23 protein-coding genes are annotated in these 17,602 nt (G+C 47.9%); 11 read left to right on the forward strand and 12 right to left on the reverse strand.

Annotated features, from left to right (window positions below; genetic code table 11):
• Window positions 1-94: 94 nt before the first annotated feature.
• The 3 genes from ACY2RR_RS04495 to ACY2RR_RS04505 form a co-directional block, all read right to left on the reverse strand.
• Window positions 95-1,090 carry a BMP family lipoprotein gene (locus ACY2RR_RS04495; protein ID WP_490106949.1) on the reverse strand — a complete coding sequence of 332 codons (996 nt, stop codon included), beginning with the start codon at window positions 1,088-1,090 and terminating at the stop codon, window positions 95-97.
• A 156-nt stretch (window positions 1,091-1,246) separates the two neighbouring features.
• Window positions 1,247-1,945 carry an HAD-IA family hydrolase gene (locus ACY2RR_RS04500; RefSeq protein WP_490106950.1) on the reverse strand — a complete coding sequence of 233 codons (699 nt, stop codon included), beginning with the start codon at window positions 1,943-1,945 and terminating at the stop codon, window positions 1,247-1,249.
• Window positions 1,942-2,778 carry an AraC family transcriptional regulator gene (locus ACY2RR_RS04505; protein ID WP_490106951.1) on the reverse strand — a complete coding sequence of 279 codons (837 nt, stop codon included), beginning with the start codon at window positions 2,776-2,778 and terminating at the stop codon, window positions 1,942-1,944. Before ACY2RR_RS04505 ends, ACY2RR_RS04500 begins: the two co-directional genes overlap by 4 nt.
• Before the next feature lie 193 nt (window positions 2,779-2,971).
• Between ACY2RR_RS04505 and ACY2RR_RS04510 the strand changes: the two genes are divergently transcribed.
• The 7 genes from ACY2RR_RS04510 to ACY2RR_RS04540 all read left to right on the forward strand — a co-directional run bounded on the left by ACY2RR_RS04510 (window position 2,972) and on the right by ACY2RR_RS04540 (window position 6,858).
• Window positions 2,972-3,310 carry a carboxypeptidase-like regulatory domain-containing protein gene (locus tag ACY2RR_RS04510; protein WP_490106952.1) on the forward strand — a complete coding sequence of 113 codons (339 nt, stop codon included), beginning with the start codon at window positions 2,972-2,974 and terminating at the stop codon, window positions 3,308-3,310.
• A 197-nt stretch (window positions 3,311-3,507) separates the two neighbouring features.
• A complete protein-coding gene (locus tag ACY2RR_RS04515) occupies window positions 3,508-3,990 on the forward strand; it encodes a YHS domain-containing (seleno)protein (RefSeq protein ID WP_490106953.1) in 483 nt (160 codons plus the stop codon).
• 72 nt (window positions 3,991-4,062) lie between these two features.
• Window positions 4,063-4,395: a thioredoxin gene (gene trxA / locus ACY2RR_RS04520; protein WP_490106954.1), complete on the forward strand. Its 333-nt coding sequence runs from the start codon at window positions 4,063-4,065 to the stop codon at window positions 4,393-4,395.
• An 18-nt stretch (window positions 4,396-4,413) separates the two neighbouring features.
• Window positions 4,414-4,689 carry a BufA1 family periplasmic bufferin-type metallophore gene (locus tag ACY2RR_RS04525; protein WP_490106955.1) on the forward strand — a complete coding sequence of 92 codons (276 nt, stop codon included), beginning with the start codon at window positions 4,414-4,416 and terminating at the stop codon, window positions 4,687-4,689.
• A 15-nt stretch (window positions 4,690-4,704) separates the two neighbouring features.
• Window positions 4,705-5,628, forward strand: coding sequence for an MbnB/TglH/ChrH family RiPP precursor modification enzyme (locus tag ACY2RR_RS04530; protein WP_490106956.1), 924 nt, complete (start codon window positions 4,705-4,707; stop codon window positions 5,626-5,628).
• A complete protein-coding gene (locus ACY2RR_RS04535) occupies window positions 5,625-6,386 on the forward strand; it encodes an HvfC/BufC family peptide modification chaperone (protein WP_490106957.1) in 762 nt (253 codons plus the stop codon). The genes ACY2RR_RS04530 and ACY2RR_RS04535 overlap by 4 nt, the downstream gene beginning before the upstream one ends.
• A 19-nt stretch (window positions 6,387-6,405) precedes the next feature.
• Window positions 6,406-6,858, forward strand: a complete 453-nt coding sequence (locus ACY2RR_RS04540) for a DoxX family protein (RefSeq protein ID WP_490106958.1) — start codon at window positions 6,406-6,408, stop codon at window positions 6,856-6,858.
• A 21-nt stretch (window positions 6,859-6,879) separates the two neighbouring features.
• Here the strand turns inward: ACY2RR_RS04540 and ACY2RR_RS04545 are convergent, their stop codons facing one another.
• The 6 genes from ACY2RR_RS04545 to lptM all read right to left on the reverse strand — a co-directional run bounded on the left by ACY2RR_RS04545 (window position 6,880) and on the right by lptM (window position 11,966).
• Complete coding sequence (locus tag ACY2RR_RS04545) at window positions 6,880-8,037, reverse strand: MFS transporter (RefSeq protein WP_490106959.1); 1,158 nt, start codon at window positions 8,035-8,037, stop codon at window positions 6,880-6,882.
• A gap of 77 nt (window positions 8,038-8,114) precedes the next feature.
• Complete coding sequence (gene xerC, locus ACY2RR_RS04550; RefSeq protein WP_490106960.1) at window positions 8,115-9,014, reverse strand: tyrosine recombinase XerC; 900 nt, start codon at window positions 9,012-9,014, stop codon at window positions 8,115-8,117.
• Between the two features lie 30 nt (window positions 9,015-9,044).
• Entirely contained in the window at window positions 9,045-9,749 is a 705-nt protein-coding gene (locus tag ACY2RR_RS04555; protein WP_490106961.1) for a DUF484 family protein, read from the reverse strand.
• On the reverse strand, window positions 9,746-10,576 hold the full coding sequence (gene dapF / locus ACY2RR_RS04560; protein WP_490106962.1) for a diaminopimelate epimerase: 831 nt from the start codon (window positions 10,574-10,576) through the stop codon (window positions 9,746-9,748). Before dapF ends, ACY2RR_RS04555 begins: the two co-directional genes overlap by 4 nt.
• Window positions 10,567-11,841: a diaminopimelate decarboxylase gene (gene lysA, locus ACY2RR_RS04565; RefSeq protein WP_490106963.1), complete on the reverse strand. Its 1,275-nt coding sequence runs from the start codon at window positions 11,839-11,841 to the stop codon at window positions 10,567-10,569. Before lysA ends, dapF begins: the two co-directional genes overlap by 10 nt.
• Window positions 11,841-11,966, reverse strand: a complete 126-nt coding sequence (gene lptM, locus ACY2RR_RS04570; RefSeq protein ID WP_490106964.1) for an LPS translocon maturation chaperone LptM — start codon at window positions 11,964-11,966, stop codon at window positions 11,841-11,843. Before lptM ends, lysA begins: the two co-directional genes overlap by 1 nt.
• Before the next feature lie 181 nt (window positions 11,967-12,147).
• Between lptM and cyaY the strand changes: the two genes are divergently transcribed.
• From cyaY to ACY2RR_RS04585, 3 genes are all read left to right on the forward strand, one after another.
• Window positions 12,148-12,474 (forward strand): iron donor protein CyaY, encoded by a 327-nt coding sequence (gene cyaY, locus ACY2RR_RS04575; RefSeq protein WP_490106965.1) that lies wholly within the window; start codon window positions 12,148-12,150, stop codon window positions 12,472-12,474.
• Window positions 12,475-12,953: 479 nt separating this feature from the next.
• Window positions 12,954-13,292: a P-II family nitrogen regulator gene (gene glnK / locus ACY2RR_RS04580; RefSeq protein WP_281647761.1), complete on the forward strand. Its 339-nt coding sequence runs from the start codon at window positions 12,954-12,956 to the stop codon at window positions 13,290-13,292.
• Between the two features lie 136 nt (window positions 13,293-13,428).
• Complete coding sequence (locus ACY2RR_RS04585) at window positions 13,429-14,700, forward strand: ammonium transporter (protein WP_490106966.1); 1,272 nt, start codon at window positions 13,429-13,431, stop codon at window positions 14,698-14,700.
• 147 nt (window positions 14,701-14,847) lie between these two features.
• Here the strand turns inward: ACY2RR_RS04585 and ACY2RR_RS04590 are convergent, their stop codons facing one another.
• The 3 genes from ACY2RR_RS04590 to ACY2RR_RS04600 form a co-directional block, all read right to left on the reverse strand.
• Window positions 14,848-15,324 carry a RidA family protein gene (locus tag ACY2RR_RS04590; protein WP_490106967.1) on the reverse strand — a complete coding sequence of 159 codons (477 nt, stop codon included), beginning with the start codon at window positions 15,322-15,324 and terminating at the stop codon, window positions 14,848-14,850.
• Between the two features lie 80 nt (window positions 15,325-15,404).
• Window positions 15,405-15,767 (reverse strand): DUF1330 domain-containing protein, encoded by a 363-nt coding sequence (locus tag ACY2RR_RS04595; RefSeq protein ID WP_490106968.1) that lies wholly within the window; start codon window positions 15,765-15,767, stop codon window positions 15,405-15,407.
• 98 nt (window positions 15,768-15,865) lie between these two features.
• The gene (locus tag ACY2RR_RS04600; protein ID WP_490106969.1) at window positions 15,866-16,378 is read right to left on the reverse strand and encodes a hypothetical protein; all 513 of its coding nucleotides are present in this window, start codon (window positions 16,376-16,378) and stop codon (window positions 15,866-15,868) included.
• A gap of 216 nt (window positions 16,379-16,594) precedes the next feature.
• Between ACY2RR_RS04600 and ACY2RR_RS04605 the strand changes: the two genes are divergently transcribed.
• Complete coding sequence (locus tag ACY2RR_RS04605; RefSeq protein WP_490106970.1) at window positions 16,595-17,512, forward strand: LysR family transcriptional regulator; 918 nt, start codon at window positions 16,595-16,597, stop codon at window positions 17,510-17,512.
• The last annotated feature ends 90 nt before the right edge of the window (window positions 17,513-17,602 follow it).

Raw genomic sequence — 17,602 nt, forward strand, 5'->3', positions numbered from 1 at the left:
TAAGTCACAAAGCCCGGGTTAACCCGGTATTTGAAGACAGCTGTGCCGGCAAAAATGCCGGCACAGCTGATCTCTATACAGCGGTTTGGATCAATTAGTAGGTGCAGGACTGAGTGTCTTCCCAGTTGTGCACCTTGATATCACCGGCAATAATGCCGTTACGGATCTCGTCCATACGCTTGATATCAGCTTCAGTCAGCAGGTCACGGTTGTACTCGTCCAGAGCCCAGTCAACGCCACCTTCATTCAGACCAACAACTTGCAGACCGGCAGTGAACTTGCCGTTCATTTCGTCTTCGAAAGCAGTCTTGGTTACCAGATCAACACGCTTAACCATGGAGGTCAGCATCTTGCCTGGGTGCAGGTAGTTCTGGTTGCTGTCTACGCCGATAGCGAGGTTGCCAGCATCAACAGCGGCCTGATAAACACCAACACCGGTGCCACCTGCTGCTGCGTAAATTACGTCAACGCCCTTATCAAACTGAGCCTTCGCCAGCTCACCGCCCTTGGTTGGATCGTTCCAGGCAGAAGGAGTGGTACCAGTCATGTTTGCCAGAACAGTTGCATCTTTGTTGATGTACTTGGCGCCCTGCTCATAACCACAACCAAACTTGCGGATCAGAGGAATGTCCATACCACCGATAAAGCCAACAGCGTTGTTGTTACTCTTCATAGCGGCCAGTGCACCAACCAGAAAGGAACCTTCTTGCTCTTTGAAGATAACGGAACGTACGTTTGGCAGATCAACAACGGAGTCGATCATAACGAAATGAGTGTCTGGGAATTGCTTGGCAATTTTTTCAACAATGGGTGCTTGCTGGAAGCCAGCTACAACGATGGGAGAGAAACCACGCTGAGCAAAACGAAGCATAACCTGCTCGCGCTGACCTTCATTGGTGATTTCAAAGTCAGTGTAGTTTATACCGGTTTCTTTCTTAAAGGCTTCAGCACCAGTGTAACTGGCCTGGTTGAAGGAACGGTCAAACTTACCGCCCATGTCGTAGATAACAGAAGGTTTGATTTGCGCCTGAGATACAGCAGCAATGGCGCTCATGGCGATGCCGGCGGCCAGCTTAAAAGCAGTTCGCATTGTCTATCCTTGCGTGTGTGTGTATTTTTTTTGCGCGGGTATGATGTTTGTAGTTGGTAGTTCAATACAACCCACACAGGTCAATAGAACATTATTTAACCGCAAATGGAATAAAAATTTACAAGAACAAACATTTACAGCCTGTTTACCACCCCCTTACACAAGTTCCCCAATCACTAAAGGAATACTTTTCAAGCAATGCACGACACCGTTCGGCTTACTGCTTCCCTCTTCTTTTTGAGTCTTCCCAGGGTTAAACCATATTGTTTTCATGCCAACATCAGATGCTCCCTGGACATCGGTTATCAGGTTATCACCTACATGAATTGTATTTTCTGGTTTAACGCCTGCGAGCTCTAAAGCACGCATAAATACGACAGGATCCGGCTTACTGCGATTCATATCTTCAGCACTCACTGAAAACTGGAAATACTTGCCCAACCCTAAATGAGCCACATCAGCGTTGCCATTGGTTACCACTGCAAGTGGATACTTTTCAGCAAGCTGTTCCAGAACATCTTCCGCACCTTCAAACAGTTCAATCTGGTGGCGCCAGTGATGAAACACTTCAAATGCTTCTCGAGCCAGCGACATAGCTTCAGCTGACTGATAGCCAACACGCTCCAACGCCATTTTCATACCCACCACACGCACTTCACTCACCCGGTGAGCCAGCTCGGGCATGGTGCTTTTGATTTCATCTTTCAAATTGTTTAAAGAAACAGAGTCGTAAACACCTTCTAGCTCAGGGCATTTATTCAGCAGCCAGCCATAACACTCTTTAACGGCCTTACGGATAACCGGTCCGTTATCCCAAAGCGTGTCATCCAAATCGAAAGTAATCAGCTGAATCATTCATTTTCCTGCAACTTGTTTAGCCACTCTCGAGGAGAAACACCATTCTTCTTACGAAATACCCGGGCCAGAGCGGAAGCCGTATCATAACCCACCTCATTGGCAACCCAGCCTACAGGTTTGTCATTTTTCAGCAGGGCTTTCGCCAACTCAATGCGCCAGGAAGTCAGATAGTCTCCAGGGGTTTGCCCTACAGTTTCCCTGAACAATTCTGCAAACCGGGAACGGGACATAGCAGACACTTCAGCCAGCTCCTGTAAAGACCAGTTTTTCTGGGGATTATTGTGTATGGCATCAATTGCCCGTGAAACCTGAGGGTGAGAAAGCCCAGCCAACATCCCCCCATCAACGTCTCCAGCCTCCATCACTCCCCGCAAAAGCTGAATAATCATGATTTCACACAATCTATCCATGACCACTTGCCGGGCACAGCGTGCTGCAAAGGCTTCTTCAAACAACCATTCCACAGCACAGCCAAGCCTGTCATCACGCCCTTTAAGAGGTACAGTCACCACAGAGGGAAGAGATGAAGCCAGAGGGTTATCCGGCCCAGCTCCATAGAGCACTGATGCACAGACAATTTCCGTATTGTCAGCATCATCAGCCTTTATCTGGTGTGCTACTGGCCGGGGGTAGAACAGTAGAGCAGGCCCTTCCAAAACCTGGGGAGATTGTCCCGGCTCGGTGACCTCCAGGCGCCCCTGTTTTAATAAATGAATATGGCCGGTCTGGCTTTTTGGGTCATCAAACGAAGACAATCCACACAGCTGGCCAGAATAAAAAACCCCTGCAGAAACAGTAAATTGCCCCAAAATTCGGGAAAGCTTATCCAATAGAGAGCCCTTTTGTTTTTTGAACCGGACGATTTGAATCAAATAAAAGACTATTTGAACCAGTTCATACTGTCCAGCTACCTATATTTAGGATCGTAAACAGGGTCGCTCAAATTATTCCCATAGAGCGCGATAAATAGAAATGGGAACTCCCTGTCGACACGATTTAGATCTAAATACAAGGATGGATATCATGAAGCAGTTACTGAAAGCGTCTCTTTTCTCCGTACTGGCCGCCGCTCCTTTTCTGAGCCTTAACGCTCAGGCCGGACAGCCAATGATGTACACCCAGCAGACTCCAGCTTCTTCTGTACGTGTACTTGTTTACCAGGATGGTCAGCCTGCAGCCAACGCCAAGGTTAAGCTCTACAGCTCCAGTGGTGACCTGCGTCGTGAATACATGACGAACAACAATGGCCGCGTTGTTATCAGCAATCTTGCTGCCCCAGGCCCATTCAAACTGGTTGCAGAGACCCGCAGCGGTAAGAGCATGTCTCAAAGTTTCAGCCGCTACTCAGGTTACGAGAAGTAATCTGACAAACTTTCATAGTTCTCCGAAGCCGGTCGTCTGACCGGCTTTTTTTATGTCTAGTGTCAATTAAACACCGCTAAGCCACATCTGGATTATCTGAATCAAACCAAAGACGATCTGAACCAAAACAGCTGCCATCCCTTCTTATAGTTTCTCCATGCACTGATGCATAACAACTTATAGAAGTGGAGATGGACATGTCCTTCGTAAAGAATTCAATCAAATCACTGGCTGCAGTTTCTGTATTGGTTTTTGCCGGCACCACGTTTGCCGCTGATGCAGATATGAACGCTGATGCCAATGATGTTGCGCTGCACGGTTACGATCCTGTGAGTTACTTCACTTCCGGAAAGCCAACCAAAGGTTCTGGTGAGTACATGGCCACTTTCAAGAACGCCATTTTCAAGTTTTCCAGCGCTGAAAACAGAGACACCTTTCGTGCCGACCCAAGCCGCTTTGCGCCGCAATATGGTGGTTACTGTGCCTTCGGTGCAAGCCTTGAGAAGAAGTTTGATGGTGATCCAAATGCCTGGAAGGTTGTTGATAACAAACTCTATCTCAATCTGAACTCTGATGTTCAAAAGCGCTGGGTAAAAGATATCCCAGGCAACATCGCCAAGGCTGATCGCAATTGGCCAGAAATTCGCACCATCGGTGCCAAAGAACTTCTCGAAAGATAAGACACTACAAAAACAGTGAGCGGTGTGAATCCACACCGCTCAAATCAAAGTACATAGAAGGGAGGTTTCAAAATGAGTGTTTTGGAACTGGAGAGTACGGCCCAGTTTGACCAAATCAAATCAGAGTCTGAGTGGACTCTTGTTGATTTCTGGGCTCCCTGGTGTGCGCCGTGCCAGCTAATGCTTCCTGTTTTTGGAAAAGTCGCCGAGTCCTTTGCTCCAGAAGTAACGTCAGCAAAAGCCAATGTTGATGACCACGGAGTTCTGGCAAGCCGATTCGGAATTCGTGGAGTTCCCACTCTGGTTCTGCTTCATAAAGGGCAGGCCGTGGACCAACTCAGCGGAGCTCAACCACAAACAGCTGTGGCCAGTTGGGTTCAGAAGCACCTTGATCAACGAAAATAACAGATAACGGATTTAACCATGAAAAATAAAGCTCTTATCACCGCCGGACTCGCTGCTGTTCTTGCAACTGGAGCCGTTTCTACTGCACAGGCTGCATCCAAGGAAAAATGTTATGGCATTGCCAAAGCCGGCCAGAATGATTGTGCCAACCTGGCAGGAACCCATTCCTGTGCAGCACAGGCAAAGACTGACAACGATATTGGCGAATGGAAAACTGTTGCCAAAGGCACCTGCAAAGAGCTTGGCGGTTACAGCAAGGCTGAAGCGAAGAAAATCTTTAAAGAACGGGCATAATCGGAGCAGGGCATTATGAGTTATTCATGGTCACAATCCCGGGTTCCTGTTGGTGTTGGCCTGAGACATGTCCATTACCATGATGCCTTGGTTCACCCAGCAAACCTGGACTTTGTTGAAGTTCATGCTGAAAACTTTTTCGCCCGCGGCGGAGCCACTATTGAAGTGCTGAGAGATGTTGCTGAACACTACCCCCTCAGCATTCATGGCACATCAATGGGGCTCGGCTCCGATGCGGGCATTCCCGATTATTTTCTCGATAAGTTTGCTCATCTTATCGAATGGACAAAACCTGTTCTTGTTTCCGAGCATGCGGCCTTTACCTGGGGTGAACTGGATCACCAGGTTCGCCACGCCGGGGATTTGCTGCCTATTGTTTTTGACGATGACTCCCTGACCACGCTGGCCGAAAACGTGTCACGGGTTCAGGATAAAATCGGCCGACAGTTACTTGTAGAAAACCTCTCTGCCTACATCACACCAGAAGGCAACACGCTTGAAGAAACAGAGTTTCTCAGCGCATTAGTAGATAGAACCGGCTGTCGTTTACTGGTGGATATTAATAACCTTGCAGTGAACGCCTTTAATGCCAGCTCAGGCAATGTCATTACCCGTAGCGATATTCTTACCAGCATAGAAAACTGGCTTGAGCGCGTTCCTGCTGATGCCGTAGGCGAAATCCATCTCGCCGGCTGTACTCCTGCTCCTGCAGGGGAAATCATGATTGATGACCATAGTCGTCAGGTTTCAGATGTTGTCTGGGATGCTTACCGATCAGCCTTAAATCATTTTGGCTCTGTGCCCACATTGATTGAATGGGATACTGACCTTCCGGAATGGCAAGTGCTATTAGATGAAGCCGATAAAGCACGCGCTATAGCCAGCGATACATTTCCTGAAAACACTTTGCACCAGAAAGTTCAGAGTGTTGCGCTATGAACTATCAACCTCTTTTAATGGGGGCCATAGCAAGCCAAGAACCCCATTCGGATTTCGAGAAAAATGGACTTGAAGTCTATCAACGTAATTTATTAGCCAACGCTGCCCGCTCGCTAGCCCTGAGCTTTCCAACAATCGAACAACTTGTTGGTGAAGATTCATTCAAAGTGCTCAGCCGTGACTTTATTACTGCAGCTCCCCCAACACAGGGAGACTGGGCAGAGTGGGGAGAAGAATTTCCTGCATGGCTGACAAAGCATCCCATTGCGGATGAATACCCCTATATACCTGACTGCGCCACACTGGACTGGTTGCATCATCAATGTGAAAGAGCAGGGAACGTTCAGATAAGCACGGAATCTTTTCAGCTACTGGCTGAAGAAGAAGCTGAAAGCGGCTTGCTAATTAGTAATCCAACACTGAAAACAGTTACATCTGAATACCCTGTTTTTGATATTTGGATGGCTCATCATGCTGATGAAGACTTTAGAGAAAAATATCTCACTCAAGCCAAAGAAAAGCTGGATAACAAAACCGGTCAAACCGTTTTGATGTGGAGAAAACAATGGAAAGTTCACATCAAAAGAATTCTTGCTCCTGAAGAGAACTGGATCAACCTGATTAGAAACCACACTCCTTTAGGGCAGGCTCTGGAAGCTATTCAATACGAACCTTTTGCCTTTGAAAGCTGGCTACCTGAAGCCATTAGAGAGCATCTGGTCACAGAATTCCAATTAACAACACACCTTGACACATAAAAACATCTGGAAGATAGCGATGAACAAAGCATCACCATTCAGGACTCTGTACAACGTATATGAGAGTTTTGAACGACTGTTAGACTACCTGCAGCCCGTTGCACTTGTAGGTGCCCGTGCGTATATCGCCTGGGTTTTCTTTGCTGCCGGCTGGCTCAAGATCAGCAACTGGGAAACAACTCTCTTTTTGTTTGAGCTCGAATACGCCGTACCTTTCCTGTCTCCGGTAGCTGCTGCTTATCTTGGTACATTTGGCGAACTGTTTTTCCCTGTTCTACTGTTCTTCGGCCTTTTCGGCCGGATTGGAGCCATCGGACTTTCTTTTGTGAATGTTGTAGCAGTACTAAGTCTTGAAGAAATTGCTCCCGCCGCAATGACTCTGCACCTTCTCTGGGGAGCTTTGCTGGCTGCTGTTGTATTGTGGGGGCCAGGAAAGCTCTCCATTGATACTTTGCTAAAGAAATCCGACTAACCTGTTTCTCCTTGCGGCTGTCTATGAATTATAAATAGGCAGCCGTCTTTTTAATCCAGCCAGAAAGGGAATAATACTCAGAGCTATCATAATTCCTGCAATACAGCTCATGGACGATTCAAAGAAGCTCAGAACAAAAGTCGTGACTGTAACCATTACCATAACTGTCAGAATACACGCCGATGTCACGGTTCCTGCCGAATCAGGATTGCGAGCAACCAGCATGGCTTTGCTGGAAATATAAATCAGCGTAACCGGTAGCAAAAACAGCGCAATCCAAACCACAAAAAGCCAAATATCTTTCTCGCTAAAAAACAGCCCTGCAGCAACAAGTATGCGAATAACCAAAGCGGCTTTAAGAATACCGACAGGTTTAAAGTATCGGGACAAATAATAATTCCACAGGCAGGCAATTCCCTTCATCAGCAGAACAAACGACAGAAACCAGGCTGTTTCCTCACCTTGTACATGAAAGTCATCTTTAAGAAGTAAAGGAACCGAAGACAACAGAGTTATTAAGGAGGCTATAGCGGTTCCCATAGATAACAGCAGAAAACGAGTATCCGGGTTTCTCACATACTCTGCATAAGCTTTGCATTTTTCCAGCAATCGGCTGCCAGTGTCGCTCGATGATTCCTTAACAAAGAAATAAGCCCACACTAATAGGCTGAACCCGTAAGCTACCAAAACCATCATCAGAATACGCCAGCCCACTGTTCCCAAAATATGTTCAGCAGCCAGTGGTACAGCAATGGGCAGTAAACAGGTTAATCCAACGATAACAGACAAACTGCGTGCATTCTGATGTTCACTTGCCTTAGTCCAGTCATTCATTATCGGGAAGGTCACGGTAATCAAAACTCCCATACCCAACCCAAGAATCAAACGTACAGCTAACAGTTGCCAGTATTCACTAATCAATGACAAGCCAATAACCGCAAGAATATAAAGAACCAAACCGATCAAAACTGCATTTCTACGCCCGAACCTGTCAATCAAAGGTCCGGCTCCAACAGCTAAAAGAGCACCGACATGAAGGCTGGTATTGGAAAGCTGAATATCTCCACTGGTAACACCCAACTCTTCGCCAATATCGTTAATAGCTACTAGATAACATTGAGAAGAAAGCCCAAGTACGCCATAAACGGCGGTCAGAAAGCAGAGGATTGATTTAGGCACAAGATGTGGTCTGACTGAAACAAAGAGCCATAGGGTAGCTTCGAATATTTACTACCGCTTATACGCTCTTCTCGATGTCAGTCTTTCTTGCGGGCTCGGGGATGTGTTTTGTCATACACATCCGCCAGGTGCTGAAAATCCAGATGTGTATAAACCTGAGTGGTCGATATATCACTGTGACCAAGCAACTCCTGCACAGCCCGCAGCTCGCCGCTTGATTCCAGAATATGACTGGCAAAGGAGTGCCTTAACATATGAGGGTGAAGCGGGGTATCCAGCCCGTGCTGCTTTCCCCACTCTTTGATGCGAACCTGTACCTGCCGGCGGCTGATTCTGTTGCCATTGCGTGAAACAAACAGCGCTGTCTCATTTTCTTTGGCAAGACTGCCCCGAACTTTCAGCCACTTCCTTAAAGCTTCTCCAGCTTTACTACCGATATGAGTGACACGCTCTTTCTTGCCCTTACCCAGAACAATGGCCTGCCCAGAGCTGAGATCAATATCAAGCAAGTCCAGCCCAACCAGTTCCGACAAACGAATCCCTGCCGAATAAAACAGCTCCAGAATTGCATGATCACGAATGGTTAAAGGAGAATCGCTGGTCACATTCAGCATACTGGATACTTGGTCGGTATCGAGTACTTTCGGTAAGGGTTTGGAGCGCTTTGGAGCCTGAAGGTTTTTAGCAGGATTATTTTCCGCCAGCCCTTCACGCATAAGAAATTCATAAAAGCCGCGAATGGAAGATAGCCAGCGGTGAAGGCTGCGGGATTCCAAACCTTCCATTCGCAGGTTGCCCATAGCTCTGCGAATATCCGCTTCTTTCAAACTGTTCCACTGATCGTTTTGTTCTAATTGTTTCTCAAGCTTTCTTACATCACGAAGATAGGCGGAACAGGTATTGGGCGACATTTGCCGCTCATAGCGAAGAAAGTTCTGCCAGGCTTCCAGCTGCCCGGCTCGACTCTGTTGACTCATTGCGAGAAGTTTCTCATTGAGAGCAAATTGTCACTCAGGTTTTTGTGTTGCCAGTGCTTCAAGGGCTCGTGAAACCACTTCACCAATAAAGCTCAGGTATACCGTTCCGGTACCAGCACGGAAATCTTCTTCATTCCTGCTACCCACAGCAAGAATGCCTAGTGGGCGCTTTAGGTGCAGCGGAACAACGGCGGTGGATTTCACCAGCTTCCAGTGATTGGGGAATAGAAACTTCAGTTCTTTTTCCCGCAACCGCCCGCAAACCACACGATTACCGGACAACAGATCAGAAATACCAGTGCCGCTGTTTATCTCAGCTTTGGTGTGGCAAGGCACTCGGGACGTATTGGCAAAGGTATCCGAGACCAGCATCTGGGAAACATAATCGATACGAAAATCATGGGACAGACTGTCATCAACGGCATCAATAACATCATCGAGGGTTTCTGCTTCCATAACCGACAATACCAGCCTGCGCACACGCTCGAACAGGCGATCATTGTCACGGGCAACACTCAAAAGCTCATTGAGCTTTGAACGCATATCCTGGTTACGTTCACGCAGAACAGACACCTGTCGCTCAACAAGGGAGATAGTATCTCCACGCTGGTGAGGAATGGTGAGTTTGCTTAACAGGTCATCACGCTTACTGAAAAACTCTGGGTTTGCAGTAAGGAAATCGACAACCTGTTCCTCGGTTAATGGTTCCGCCAGTTCAAGTCCGTCGTCACTCATATCCTTATATGCCCTTCGTAGACTCGTGTAGCCGGCCCTGTCATCAGTACCGGCAGATCGTCCTCTTTCCAGGTGATACTCAGTGAACCGCCGGGAAGATTAACCTTAACGGTTGGTTCCAGCAGCCCCTGCAAACGCCCGGCAACCACCGCTGCACAAGCACCTGTACCACAGGCCAGAGTTTCTCCTACTCCACGTTCATAAACCCGAAGATTGACTTCACCCGGATTCACAATTTCCATAAAGCCGACATTGCAGTTCTGCGGGAAACGGGCATGGCGCTGAATCTTGCGACCCAAAATTTCCACCGGTGCTTTCTTGCAATCTTCCACCAGCATTACGGCATGGGGATTCCCCATGGAAACTGCCGCAATCTCATGTTCTTTGCCTTCCACTTCCAGCTTATAGGTAATGGACTGACGCTCTGCCTTAAAAGGAATTTCCCAGGGCTCCAGCTCTGGTTTCCCCATATCAACAGTTATGTCGTCATCCTTACCAATGCGCAGCTCTATATTGCCTTTGGCCGTCTGAACACGAATACGCCGACTGGAAGTCAGCTTGCGCTCCAGAACAAATGTTGCAAAGCAACGTGCACCATTGCCACACTGCTCAACTTCTCCGCCATCAGCATTGAATATCCGGTAGCGAAAGTCCATATCCGGATCACTGGGAGGCTCAACCAGCAACAGCTGATCAAACCCTACCCCGAAGTTACGGTCGCTCAGTTCTTTGATTTTTTCAGGGTGAAGGCGGACATTCTGGGTCACACCGTCCACCACCATAAAATCATTACCGAGACCATGCATCTTGGTGAATTTTAAAAGCATGGACTCTCCCCGGGCAGCGCTTCCAAGGCCAGCTGATCAGCAATAGTTTCCCGGCGACGAACAACGTCTGCCTTATCTCCGGAAACCAGAACCTCTACAGGGCGACCACGGGTATTAAAGTTGGAAGCCATCACCATTCCGTAAGCCCCTGCAGACATGACCGACAGCAGATCACCATCCTGCAGATTGAGAGAGCGATTCTTGCCGAGGAAGTCCGAGGTTTCACATACCGGGCCAACAATGTCGTAAACCAGCTCTTCGCCTTCACGAGGCTTCACCGGAACAATATCGTGCCAGGAGCCGTAAAGCGCCGGACGAATCAGATCATTCATGGCACCATCAATAACGGCAAAGTTCTTGTGCTCGGTATGCTTAAGCATTTCAACCCGAGTCAGCAAAATCCCTGCATTGGCAATAATGGAACGGCCCGGTTCAAACACCAGCGCCAGTTCACGATCACCAACTCGCTCACGCACCGCAGTAATAAAGTCTGCTGTTGCCGGAGGTTGTTCATCTTTATAAGTCACGCCAAGTCCACCACCAAGATCGACATGGGAAAGCTTAATTCCCTTATCGGCCAGGCGATCGACCAGAGCCAGCAGAATATCCAGAGCATCCAGGAACGGATCAAGAGATGTCAGCTGTGAGCCGATATGGCAATCCACACCGGTGACATCAATATTTGGCAGACTATGAGCACGCTCATAGATTTCGTCAGCCCGGTCAATATCCACGCCAAACTTGTTGTCTTTCAGTCCGGTAGAAATATAAGGGTGAGTCTGGGCATCCACATTAGGGTTCACCCGCAGGGAAACCCGTGCGGTTTTTCCCATATCCGCGGCAATAGTCTGCAGACGATCCAGCTCGGGAATGGATTCAATATTGAAACACCAAACGCCGACTTCCAGAGCGCGCCGCACTTCATGTTCCTGCTTTCCGACACCAGAGAACACAACCTTTCCGGCATCACCACCAGCAGCCAGTACTCGCTCGAGTTCACCAACGGAAACGATGTCAAAACCCGCGCCCAGTTCGGCCAGAACATTCAGCACACCGAGATTGGAATTGGCTTTTACGGCAAAACAGACTTTGTGAGGAACGTCCGCCAGTGGTTTGGCATAACCATTCCATGCCGCTTCTATTGCTGCACGAGAATAAATATAGGCAGGAGTACCAACCTTTTCGGCCAGCTGGCTGAGAGGAATGTTCTCAGCGCAAAGTTCACCATTCTTCAGGGAAAACGAATCAGAATACAACGACGACATTAACTCCCTTCGCCTCCCTGTACAGTCAGGTTTGAAGGCTCTGCATCAGGTAGATACAAAGGTCCCTTCTGGCCGCAGGCGGAGATAAATAGACTGAAGGCGATGAGCGCCAGTGCGCGTTTCATGGTGGACTCCCGATTCAAAAGCTATAAGTCAATTCGCGTAATTAGTAATCAGTATACCTGCGGAATTTAGGCCATAACAGACACAACACACGGTTGATAACACAGATCGTTTGCCCAACCGATAACTCTGTACGACAATCCGCTACAGATAACACTCCCCTACCTTCACTTACGCAAAACCATGACTGAATTTGAATTCAACGACCAATTAGATGACCTGATGATGGCAATTGAAGATGCCATCGAAGATATTGATACCGATATTGATTATGAAAACTCTGCCGGCATTCTTACTTTAAGCTTTGAAAACGGTAGCCAGATTATCCTCAGCCGCCAGGGCGCTCTGCGTCAGCTGTGGATGGCTGCGCAATCCGGCGGCTTCCACTTTGATTTTGACGACGAGAAAAATCAGTGGATCTGTGACTCCAATGGTGAAGAGTTTGTGGAACTGTTAAATAAGTGCGCTTCAGCCCAGGCCGGAGAAGCTGTTCTTCTGACTCTGGAATAAATCTTTTTTGCTTCAAACAAAGAGTGGTGATTACGCTGCTCTTTGCCCTTCCTTTAATTGCGCACCATTCCTGTGCACAAGCCTGCATCACCACAACACCATAGTGCACTCCCGTGCATCATATCTGGTCACACCTTCTTAAAATTCAGTACGACCAACACGTAACCCAATGAAATAAATGATTTTTTATTAAATGGCACGATGACTGCTATTCCCTAGTGCGAATGCCGGCCACACCGTTACTGCGATCCGGGAACGGCAATAAAAAGGGGCCAGAGCACGCAGGTGTAACGCACAGATACCAAACCAGTGCACAGGGTAAGACAGAAGTCAGGGGAAAACCCTTATAACACCAGCGTCAAAGGCGTAAACTTGTCCTGACCCCTCAGGACAACCCGGAAACAGCCTTAAGTGCTGTAAAAAATTGCTAGGTCATCCGCTCCACACGGTAACCGGCGCATTAATCAGGAGACAATGTAATGAAGTTAGTTTCAGCGATTATCAAGCCTTTCAAGCTCGATGATGTCCGGGAAGCACTTTCCGACATTGGCGTGCAGGGTATTACTGTTACAGAAGTTAAGGGCTTTGGTCGCCAGAAAGGTCACACCGAACTCTACCGAGGTGCAGAGTACGTGGTTGATTTTCTTCCCAAGGTGAAAATTGAAGTTGCTATTGGTGATGACCTGCTGGATCAGGTTATTGAGTCTGTTACCAAGGCTGCCAACACCGGCAAGATCGGCGACGGCAAGATCTTTGTTACCGAACTGCAGCAGGCCATCCGGATTCGTACCGGCGAGACTGGCACTGCCGCTATCTGATCAAAAGTTTTAAGTCGGCTTTTCCGAGCCGGTCCTGAATAAAAACGCGAATGCCGATGTGGGCGGCAGTCGCAAACACCAAACCTCTTCTCTCAAGAGCTGGTGTTAAAAGAATAAATCCTGGGGGTTACTCAACATGGAAAATCAAATCTTCCATTTGCAATACGCGATGGACACCTTCTACTTCCTGGTGTGTGGTGCACTGGTTATGTGGATGGCGGCCGGCTTTGCCATGCTCGAAGCAGGTCTTGTCCGCTCCAAGAACACAACTGAAATTCTTACCAAAAACGTCGCACTGTTTGCGATCTCCTGCACCATGTACCTGATTGTTGGTTACGACATCATGTACGGCGGTGGTGTTCTGCTTGAAGGCGTTCTGGTTGGTGACAGCCATGTATCTGATACTCTGGCTGAGTTCGCTGCCCGTGAAGACGGTTTCGAAGGTGGCTCTATCTACTCCGGCGCTTCCGACTTCTTCTTCCAGGTAGTATTCGTTGCTACAGCAATGTCCATCGTATCCGGTGCCGTTGCTGAGCGTATGAAGCTGTGGAGTTTCCTGTTCTTCGCGGTAGTGATGACTGGTTTCATCTACCCAATGGAAGGTGCCTGGACCTGGAACGGTGACTCTGTATTCGGTATGTACACTCTGGGTGACCTTGGTTTCTCCGACTTCGCTGGTTCCGGTATCGTTCACATGGCTGGTGCCGCTGCTGCTCTGGCTGGTGTTCTGCTGCTGGGTGCTCGTAAAGGCAAGTACGGCAAGAACGGTGAAATCAACGCTATGCCTGGTGCCAACCTGCCTCTCGCTACTCTGGGTATGTTCATCCTGTGGATGGGCTGGTTCGGCTTCAACGGTGGTTCCGTACTTAAGTTGGGCGATATCGCCAACGCTAACAGCGTAGCCATGGTATTCCTGAACACTAACGCTGCTGCTGCCGGTGGTCTGGTTGCCGCTCTTATCACTGCCCGCCTGCTGTTTGGTAAGGCTGACCTGACTATGTGTCTGAACGGCGCTCTGGCTGGTCTGGTTGCCATCACTGCCGAGCCAAGCACTCCAACTCCAATTCAGGCCACTCTGATCGGTGCTGTCGGCGGTATCCTGGTAGTGTTCTCCATCCTGGCTCTGGACAAGATGAAGATTGACGATCCAGTAGGTGCCATCTCTGTACACGGTACTGTTGGTCTGTTCGGTCTGCTGGTTGTTCCTTTCACCAACAGCGACGTAACCTTCTCCGGTCAGCTGATCGGTGCCGCTACCATCTTCGTATGGGTATTCGGCTGCAGCCTGATCGTTTGGGGCGCTCTGAAAGCTATCACCGGTATCCGGGTTAGCGAAGAAGAAGAGTACGAAGGTGTGGATCTGGCTGAATGCGGAATGGAAGCTTACCCAGAATTCACTAACAAATAAGATCTGATTTAAATCGGCCCTGGAAAAAAGCCCCGCTTTATTCAAAGCGGGGCTTTTTTATTACTAATCAAAAACAACTGTCGCTATAAGCATAAGTTGCCCCCCAGAAAAATACTTCCAATGTTGTTTAACCGGGGCTTACTCAAATTAAGATTCAGCAGGGATGAATAACGTCGCATCAATTTCAAACAGCATGTCATCCAAAGCTAGTCTCGGTACAGGAATCAAAGTACTGGCAGGTAAATGTTCACCAAACAGTTTTACAATTTCTTCATCCAGTGGCCCTAACCATTTTTCGGTATGACCAGCGATAAGTACCTGAATTTTTATGACATGCTCTGGTTTTGCACCAGCCGCTTCAATAGCTAGCTTAAGATTTTTAAAGGTAATCACCATCTGCTCTCCGACGGTCTCACCCAACACTTCACCTTTGGTGTTTGAACTGAGCTGACCAGAAATAAAGACGGTTTTTCCTTTTTCAGGTGTTACTACAACCTGGGTGAACCCGTATTTACGGGTATCTAACAAAGTGTCAGGGTTAATTCTCTGGATCCCAGAGCTGTCATTGGCGTTAGCTGTGTTCATAAGCAATACTCCTACTAAAATTAGCATCAGCCTTTTCATGTTTTACCCTAACTTTTGGATAGAGTTTTAGATCTGTGCCTACCAACTTTTGTAAGCACATTCCAACCTTCCACTCTGGTTCAGGCCTTTGTATGTTCCGGGTGTTGCTCATACCATTCATCCGGATCAAACCCTTCAACACCAAAGGTGAAGTTCGGTGCAATTACATCGGTTCTCAGGTGCTTAACAGCTTGGTACTCCTTGGAATTCCAGAATTCCTGGAGCGCTTTCATTGATGGAAACCTGAAAAGAGTAAATCGAGCGCCTTCGTTCCATTCACCTTCATACATGTCCATAAACTGATTGGGTTCGCCGGCGATCAACAATTCACCGCCAAATTTTTCCATTAATGGGTGAGTTGCTTCTGCGTAGGCATCCAGTGAGCCATGACCTTCAGGCATAAATGAACTTGCAACCAGGTAAGCAGGTTTTTGGTTTACCATGACATTTCTCCGTAGATTAATGAATATTCTTACAGGACTGGGCGACCAAAAAATTCAGATGATTTATGAAAGAAAGATCTTCTTGAGTAACTCAAAAATCATGATGAATGACTTCTACCCAGCCGACCAACTTCAGTGTTTATCGCCGTGCCCCACTCCTCTTTGCTTGTCTCTACCAGTCCAACAGCACCGATAAATCCGTTGCTCATGACCACACTAGATTGATGATTGCGTATTTTTCCCAGACTCTTAACCGCGGCAGCCTCACTGCCACCAAAACCCTTAATCACAAAGATTGTCCAACGACCATCCCATTGAAAGAATGTATTCCCGGTGAGCAGGTAGTTTTTCCCGTGAGGAGATCGATAAAAAAGCAAACATGACTCGAGTCGTTCCCGAATACGATTAAGTGATGCGCCAGCCTCACCCCGGTGGATTAATATCTGGGATTTGATGCCGACTAGGTTTGCTATGTGCTGAAAATCTTCTGCATTATCTGTGTTGTAGAACAGCACGCAGCCTTCAGAGCGTGTTAACAGGTAGGCATAGTTGTTTAACGTGCCGGCGTTATATAAGCAGGCTTGCCAAAGGTCTGGATACAACTGTTTCATTGCCAGATACCTTTCTCTGCTTCAGCCCGGGCAATATCCAGAGTAAAAATGCAGTTTCATCATTTCATCCCGTACCAGAGAACACTCTCAGCAGTAACGCTTAGCAAATAAAAGATAACTCTCATCTATCCAGCCATATGTGATGACCTTTACCACGCCATAATATATTGAGATAAGATAGTTTAAAGTTAATAGTCATCTGATTTACTTATACATATGTTTAATCTTGAGCAGCTCAGAATGTTTGTTGAAACCGCCGAAACAGGGTCCTTCTCGGCCTGTGCCCGGAAATTAGGCAAAGCTCAATCTGCTATTAGCCAGGGAATAGCAAACCTTGAGGTTGATCTGGGAGTGGAAATTTTTGATCGATCGACCCGGCGGGCATCTCTGACACCAGACGGGAGTCGGCTACTAAATTATGCCCGGGTGGTACTTCAACAGACGGAAGAATTGTCGGCAGCCGCCCAATCTATTGTTCTAGAGGAAGAGTCCAGCATTAAGATTGCTATTGAAGACTCACTGCAAATGCCATCATTTGCCCAAGCGTTGTATGAATTTGGGCAACGGTTTACTGCAACGGAAATAGAAGTCTTATCGGTTGCCAGCCCTGATGTGATTGCACTGGTGGAAAGTGGCCGTGTAGACCTTGGCTTGATGCTGTCGGATATGTCATTTAAGCGAAGCGTTAATCTCTGTTTTATCGGCCATATTCAGCTGTGGGCAGTCTGTGGGCCGAACCACCCTCTAGCGCAAATGGATAATATCGATATTTCCCACGTTGCCGGCTACACCCAGATGATCGTTCGCGGAGAGGGAGGCGGAGGGCTGGATCATGAAGCACCGATATCTGCGATGAAATGGTCTTCTAATAATGTCCATTGCATCATCGAAATGATCATGCAGGGCAATGGCTGGGGATACCTGCCGGTTCACCTGGTAAGGGAACACATCGACAAAGGCCGACTTCATAAGATGCCGATGCGCCTGGACAGCAAGCCCTGGAGTCCGCCAGTCGATATGGTTACCCGAAAGAGCCACTCTGCTGGCCCAGGCCTGAATTGGCTATCCGATCGCTTAAAGCACTTTTTAGACAGCTATATAAGTCAATCTTCAGTGGGTGATTTGAATCTGTAAAAATGGGCACTTCCCTAGCCCACTCATAGCTACCCGGGCTTAAACAGCCAAGGTAGCTATGGCAGCGCGTTCGGTTGTAATCAACTTTTC

Source organism: Parendozoicomonas sp. 2304DJ65-17, assembly GCF_058148445.1.

Excerpts from the sequence above, each read along its gene's own strand:
- ACY2RR_RS04500 (WP_490106950.1), bottom strand. The coding sequence starts at position 1,945 with ATGATTCAGCTGATTACTTTCGATTTGGATGACACGCTTTGGGATAAC.
- ACY2RR_RS04530 (WP_490106956.1), top strand. The coding sequence starts at position 4,705 with ATGAGTTATTCATGGTCACAATCCCGGGTTCCTGTTGGTGTTGGCCTG.
- ACY2RR_RS04595 (WP_490106968.1), bottom strand. The coding sequence starts at position 15,767 with ATGGTAAACCAAAAACCTGCTTACCTGGTTGCAAGTTCATTTATGCCT.
- ACY2RR_RS04585 (WP_490106966.1), top strand. The coding sequence starts at position 13,429 with ATGGAAAATCAAATCTTCCATTTGCAATACGCGATGGACACCTTCTAC.
- ACY2RR_RS04510 (WP_490106952.1), top strand. The coding sequence starts at position 2,972 with ATGAAGCAGTTACTGAAAGCGTCTCTTTTCTCCGTACTGGCCGCCGCT.
- ACY2RR_RS04525 (WP_490106955.1), top strand. The coding sequence starts at position 4,414 with ATGAAAAATAAAGCTCTTATCACCGCCGGACTCGCTGCTGTTCTTGCA.
- ACY2RR_RS04590 (WP_490106967.1), bottom strand. The coding sequence starts at position 15,324 with ATGAAAAGGCTGATGCTAATTTTAGTAGGAGTATTGCTTATGAACACA.
- ACY2RR_RS04535 (WP_490106957.1), top strand. The coding sequence starts at position 5,625 with ATGAACTATCAACCTCTTTTAATGGGGGCCATAGCAAGCCAAGAACCC.
- ACY2RR_RS04495 (WP_490106949.1), bottom strand. The coding sequence starts at position 1,090 with ATGCGAACTGCTTTTAAGCTGGCCGCCGGCATCGCCATGAGCGCCATT.
- ACY2RR_RS04515 (WP_490106953.1), top strand. The coding sequence starts at position 3,508 with ATGTCCTTCGTAAAGAATTCAATCAAATCACTGGCTGCAGTTTCTGTA.
- glnK (WP_281647761.1), top strand. The coding sequence starts at position 12,954 with ATGAAGTTAGTTTCAGCGATTATCAAGCCTTTCAAGCTCGATGATGTC.
- dapF (WP_490106962.1), bottom strand. The coding sequence starts at position 10,576 with ATGCTTTTAAAATTCACCAAGATGCATGGTCTCGGTAATGATTTTATG.
- lptM (WP_490106964.1), bottom strand. The coding sequence starts at position 11,966 with ATGAAACGCGCACTGGCGCTCATCGCCTTCAGTCTATTTATCTCCGCC.
- ACY2RR_RS04540 (WP_490106958.1), top strand. The coding sequence starts at position 6,406 with ATGAACAAAGCATCACCATTCAGGACTCTGTACAACGTATATGAGAGT.
- xerC (WP_490106960.1), bottom strand. The coding sequence starts at position 9,014 with ATGAGTCAACAGAGTCGAGCCGGGCAGCTGGAAGCCTGGCAGAACTTT.
- ACY2RR_RS04555 (WP_490106961.1), bottom strand. The coding sequence starts at position 9,749 with ATGAGTGACGACGGACTTGAACTGGCGGAACCATTAACCGAGGAACAG.
- ACY2RR_RS04605 (WP_490106970.1), top strand. The coding sequence starts at position 16,595 with ATGTTTAATCTTGAGCAGCTCAGAATGTTTGTTGAAACCGCCGAAACA.
- ACY2RR_RS04600 (WP_490106969.1), bottom strand. The coding sequence starts at position 16,378 with ATGAAACAGTTGTATCCAGACCTTTGGCAAGCCTGCTTATATAACGCC.
- trxA (WP_490106954.1), top strand. The coding sequence starts at position 4,063 with ATGAGTGTTTTGGAACTGGAGAGTACGGCCCAGTTTGACCAAATCAAA.
- lysA (WP_490106963.1), bottom strand. The coding sequence starts at position 11,841 with ATGTCGTCGTTGTATTCTGATTCGTTTTCCCTGAAGAATGGTGAACTT.
- cyaY (WP_490106965.1), top strand. The coding sequence starts at position 12,148 with ATGACTGAATTTGAATTCAACGACCAATTAGATGACCTGATGATGGCA.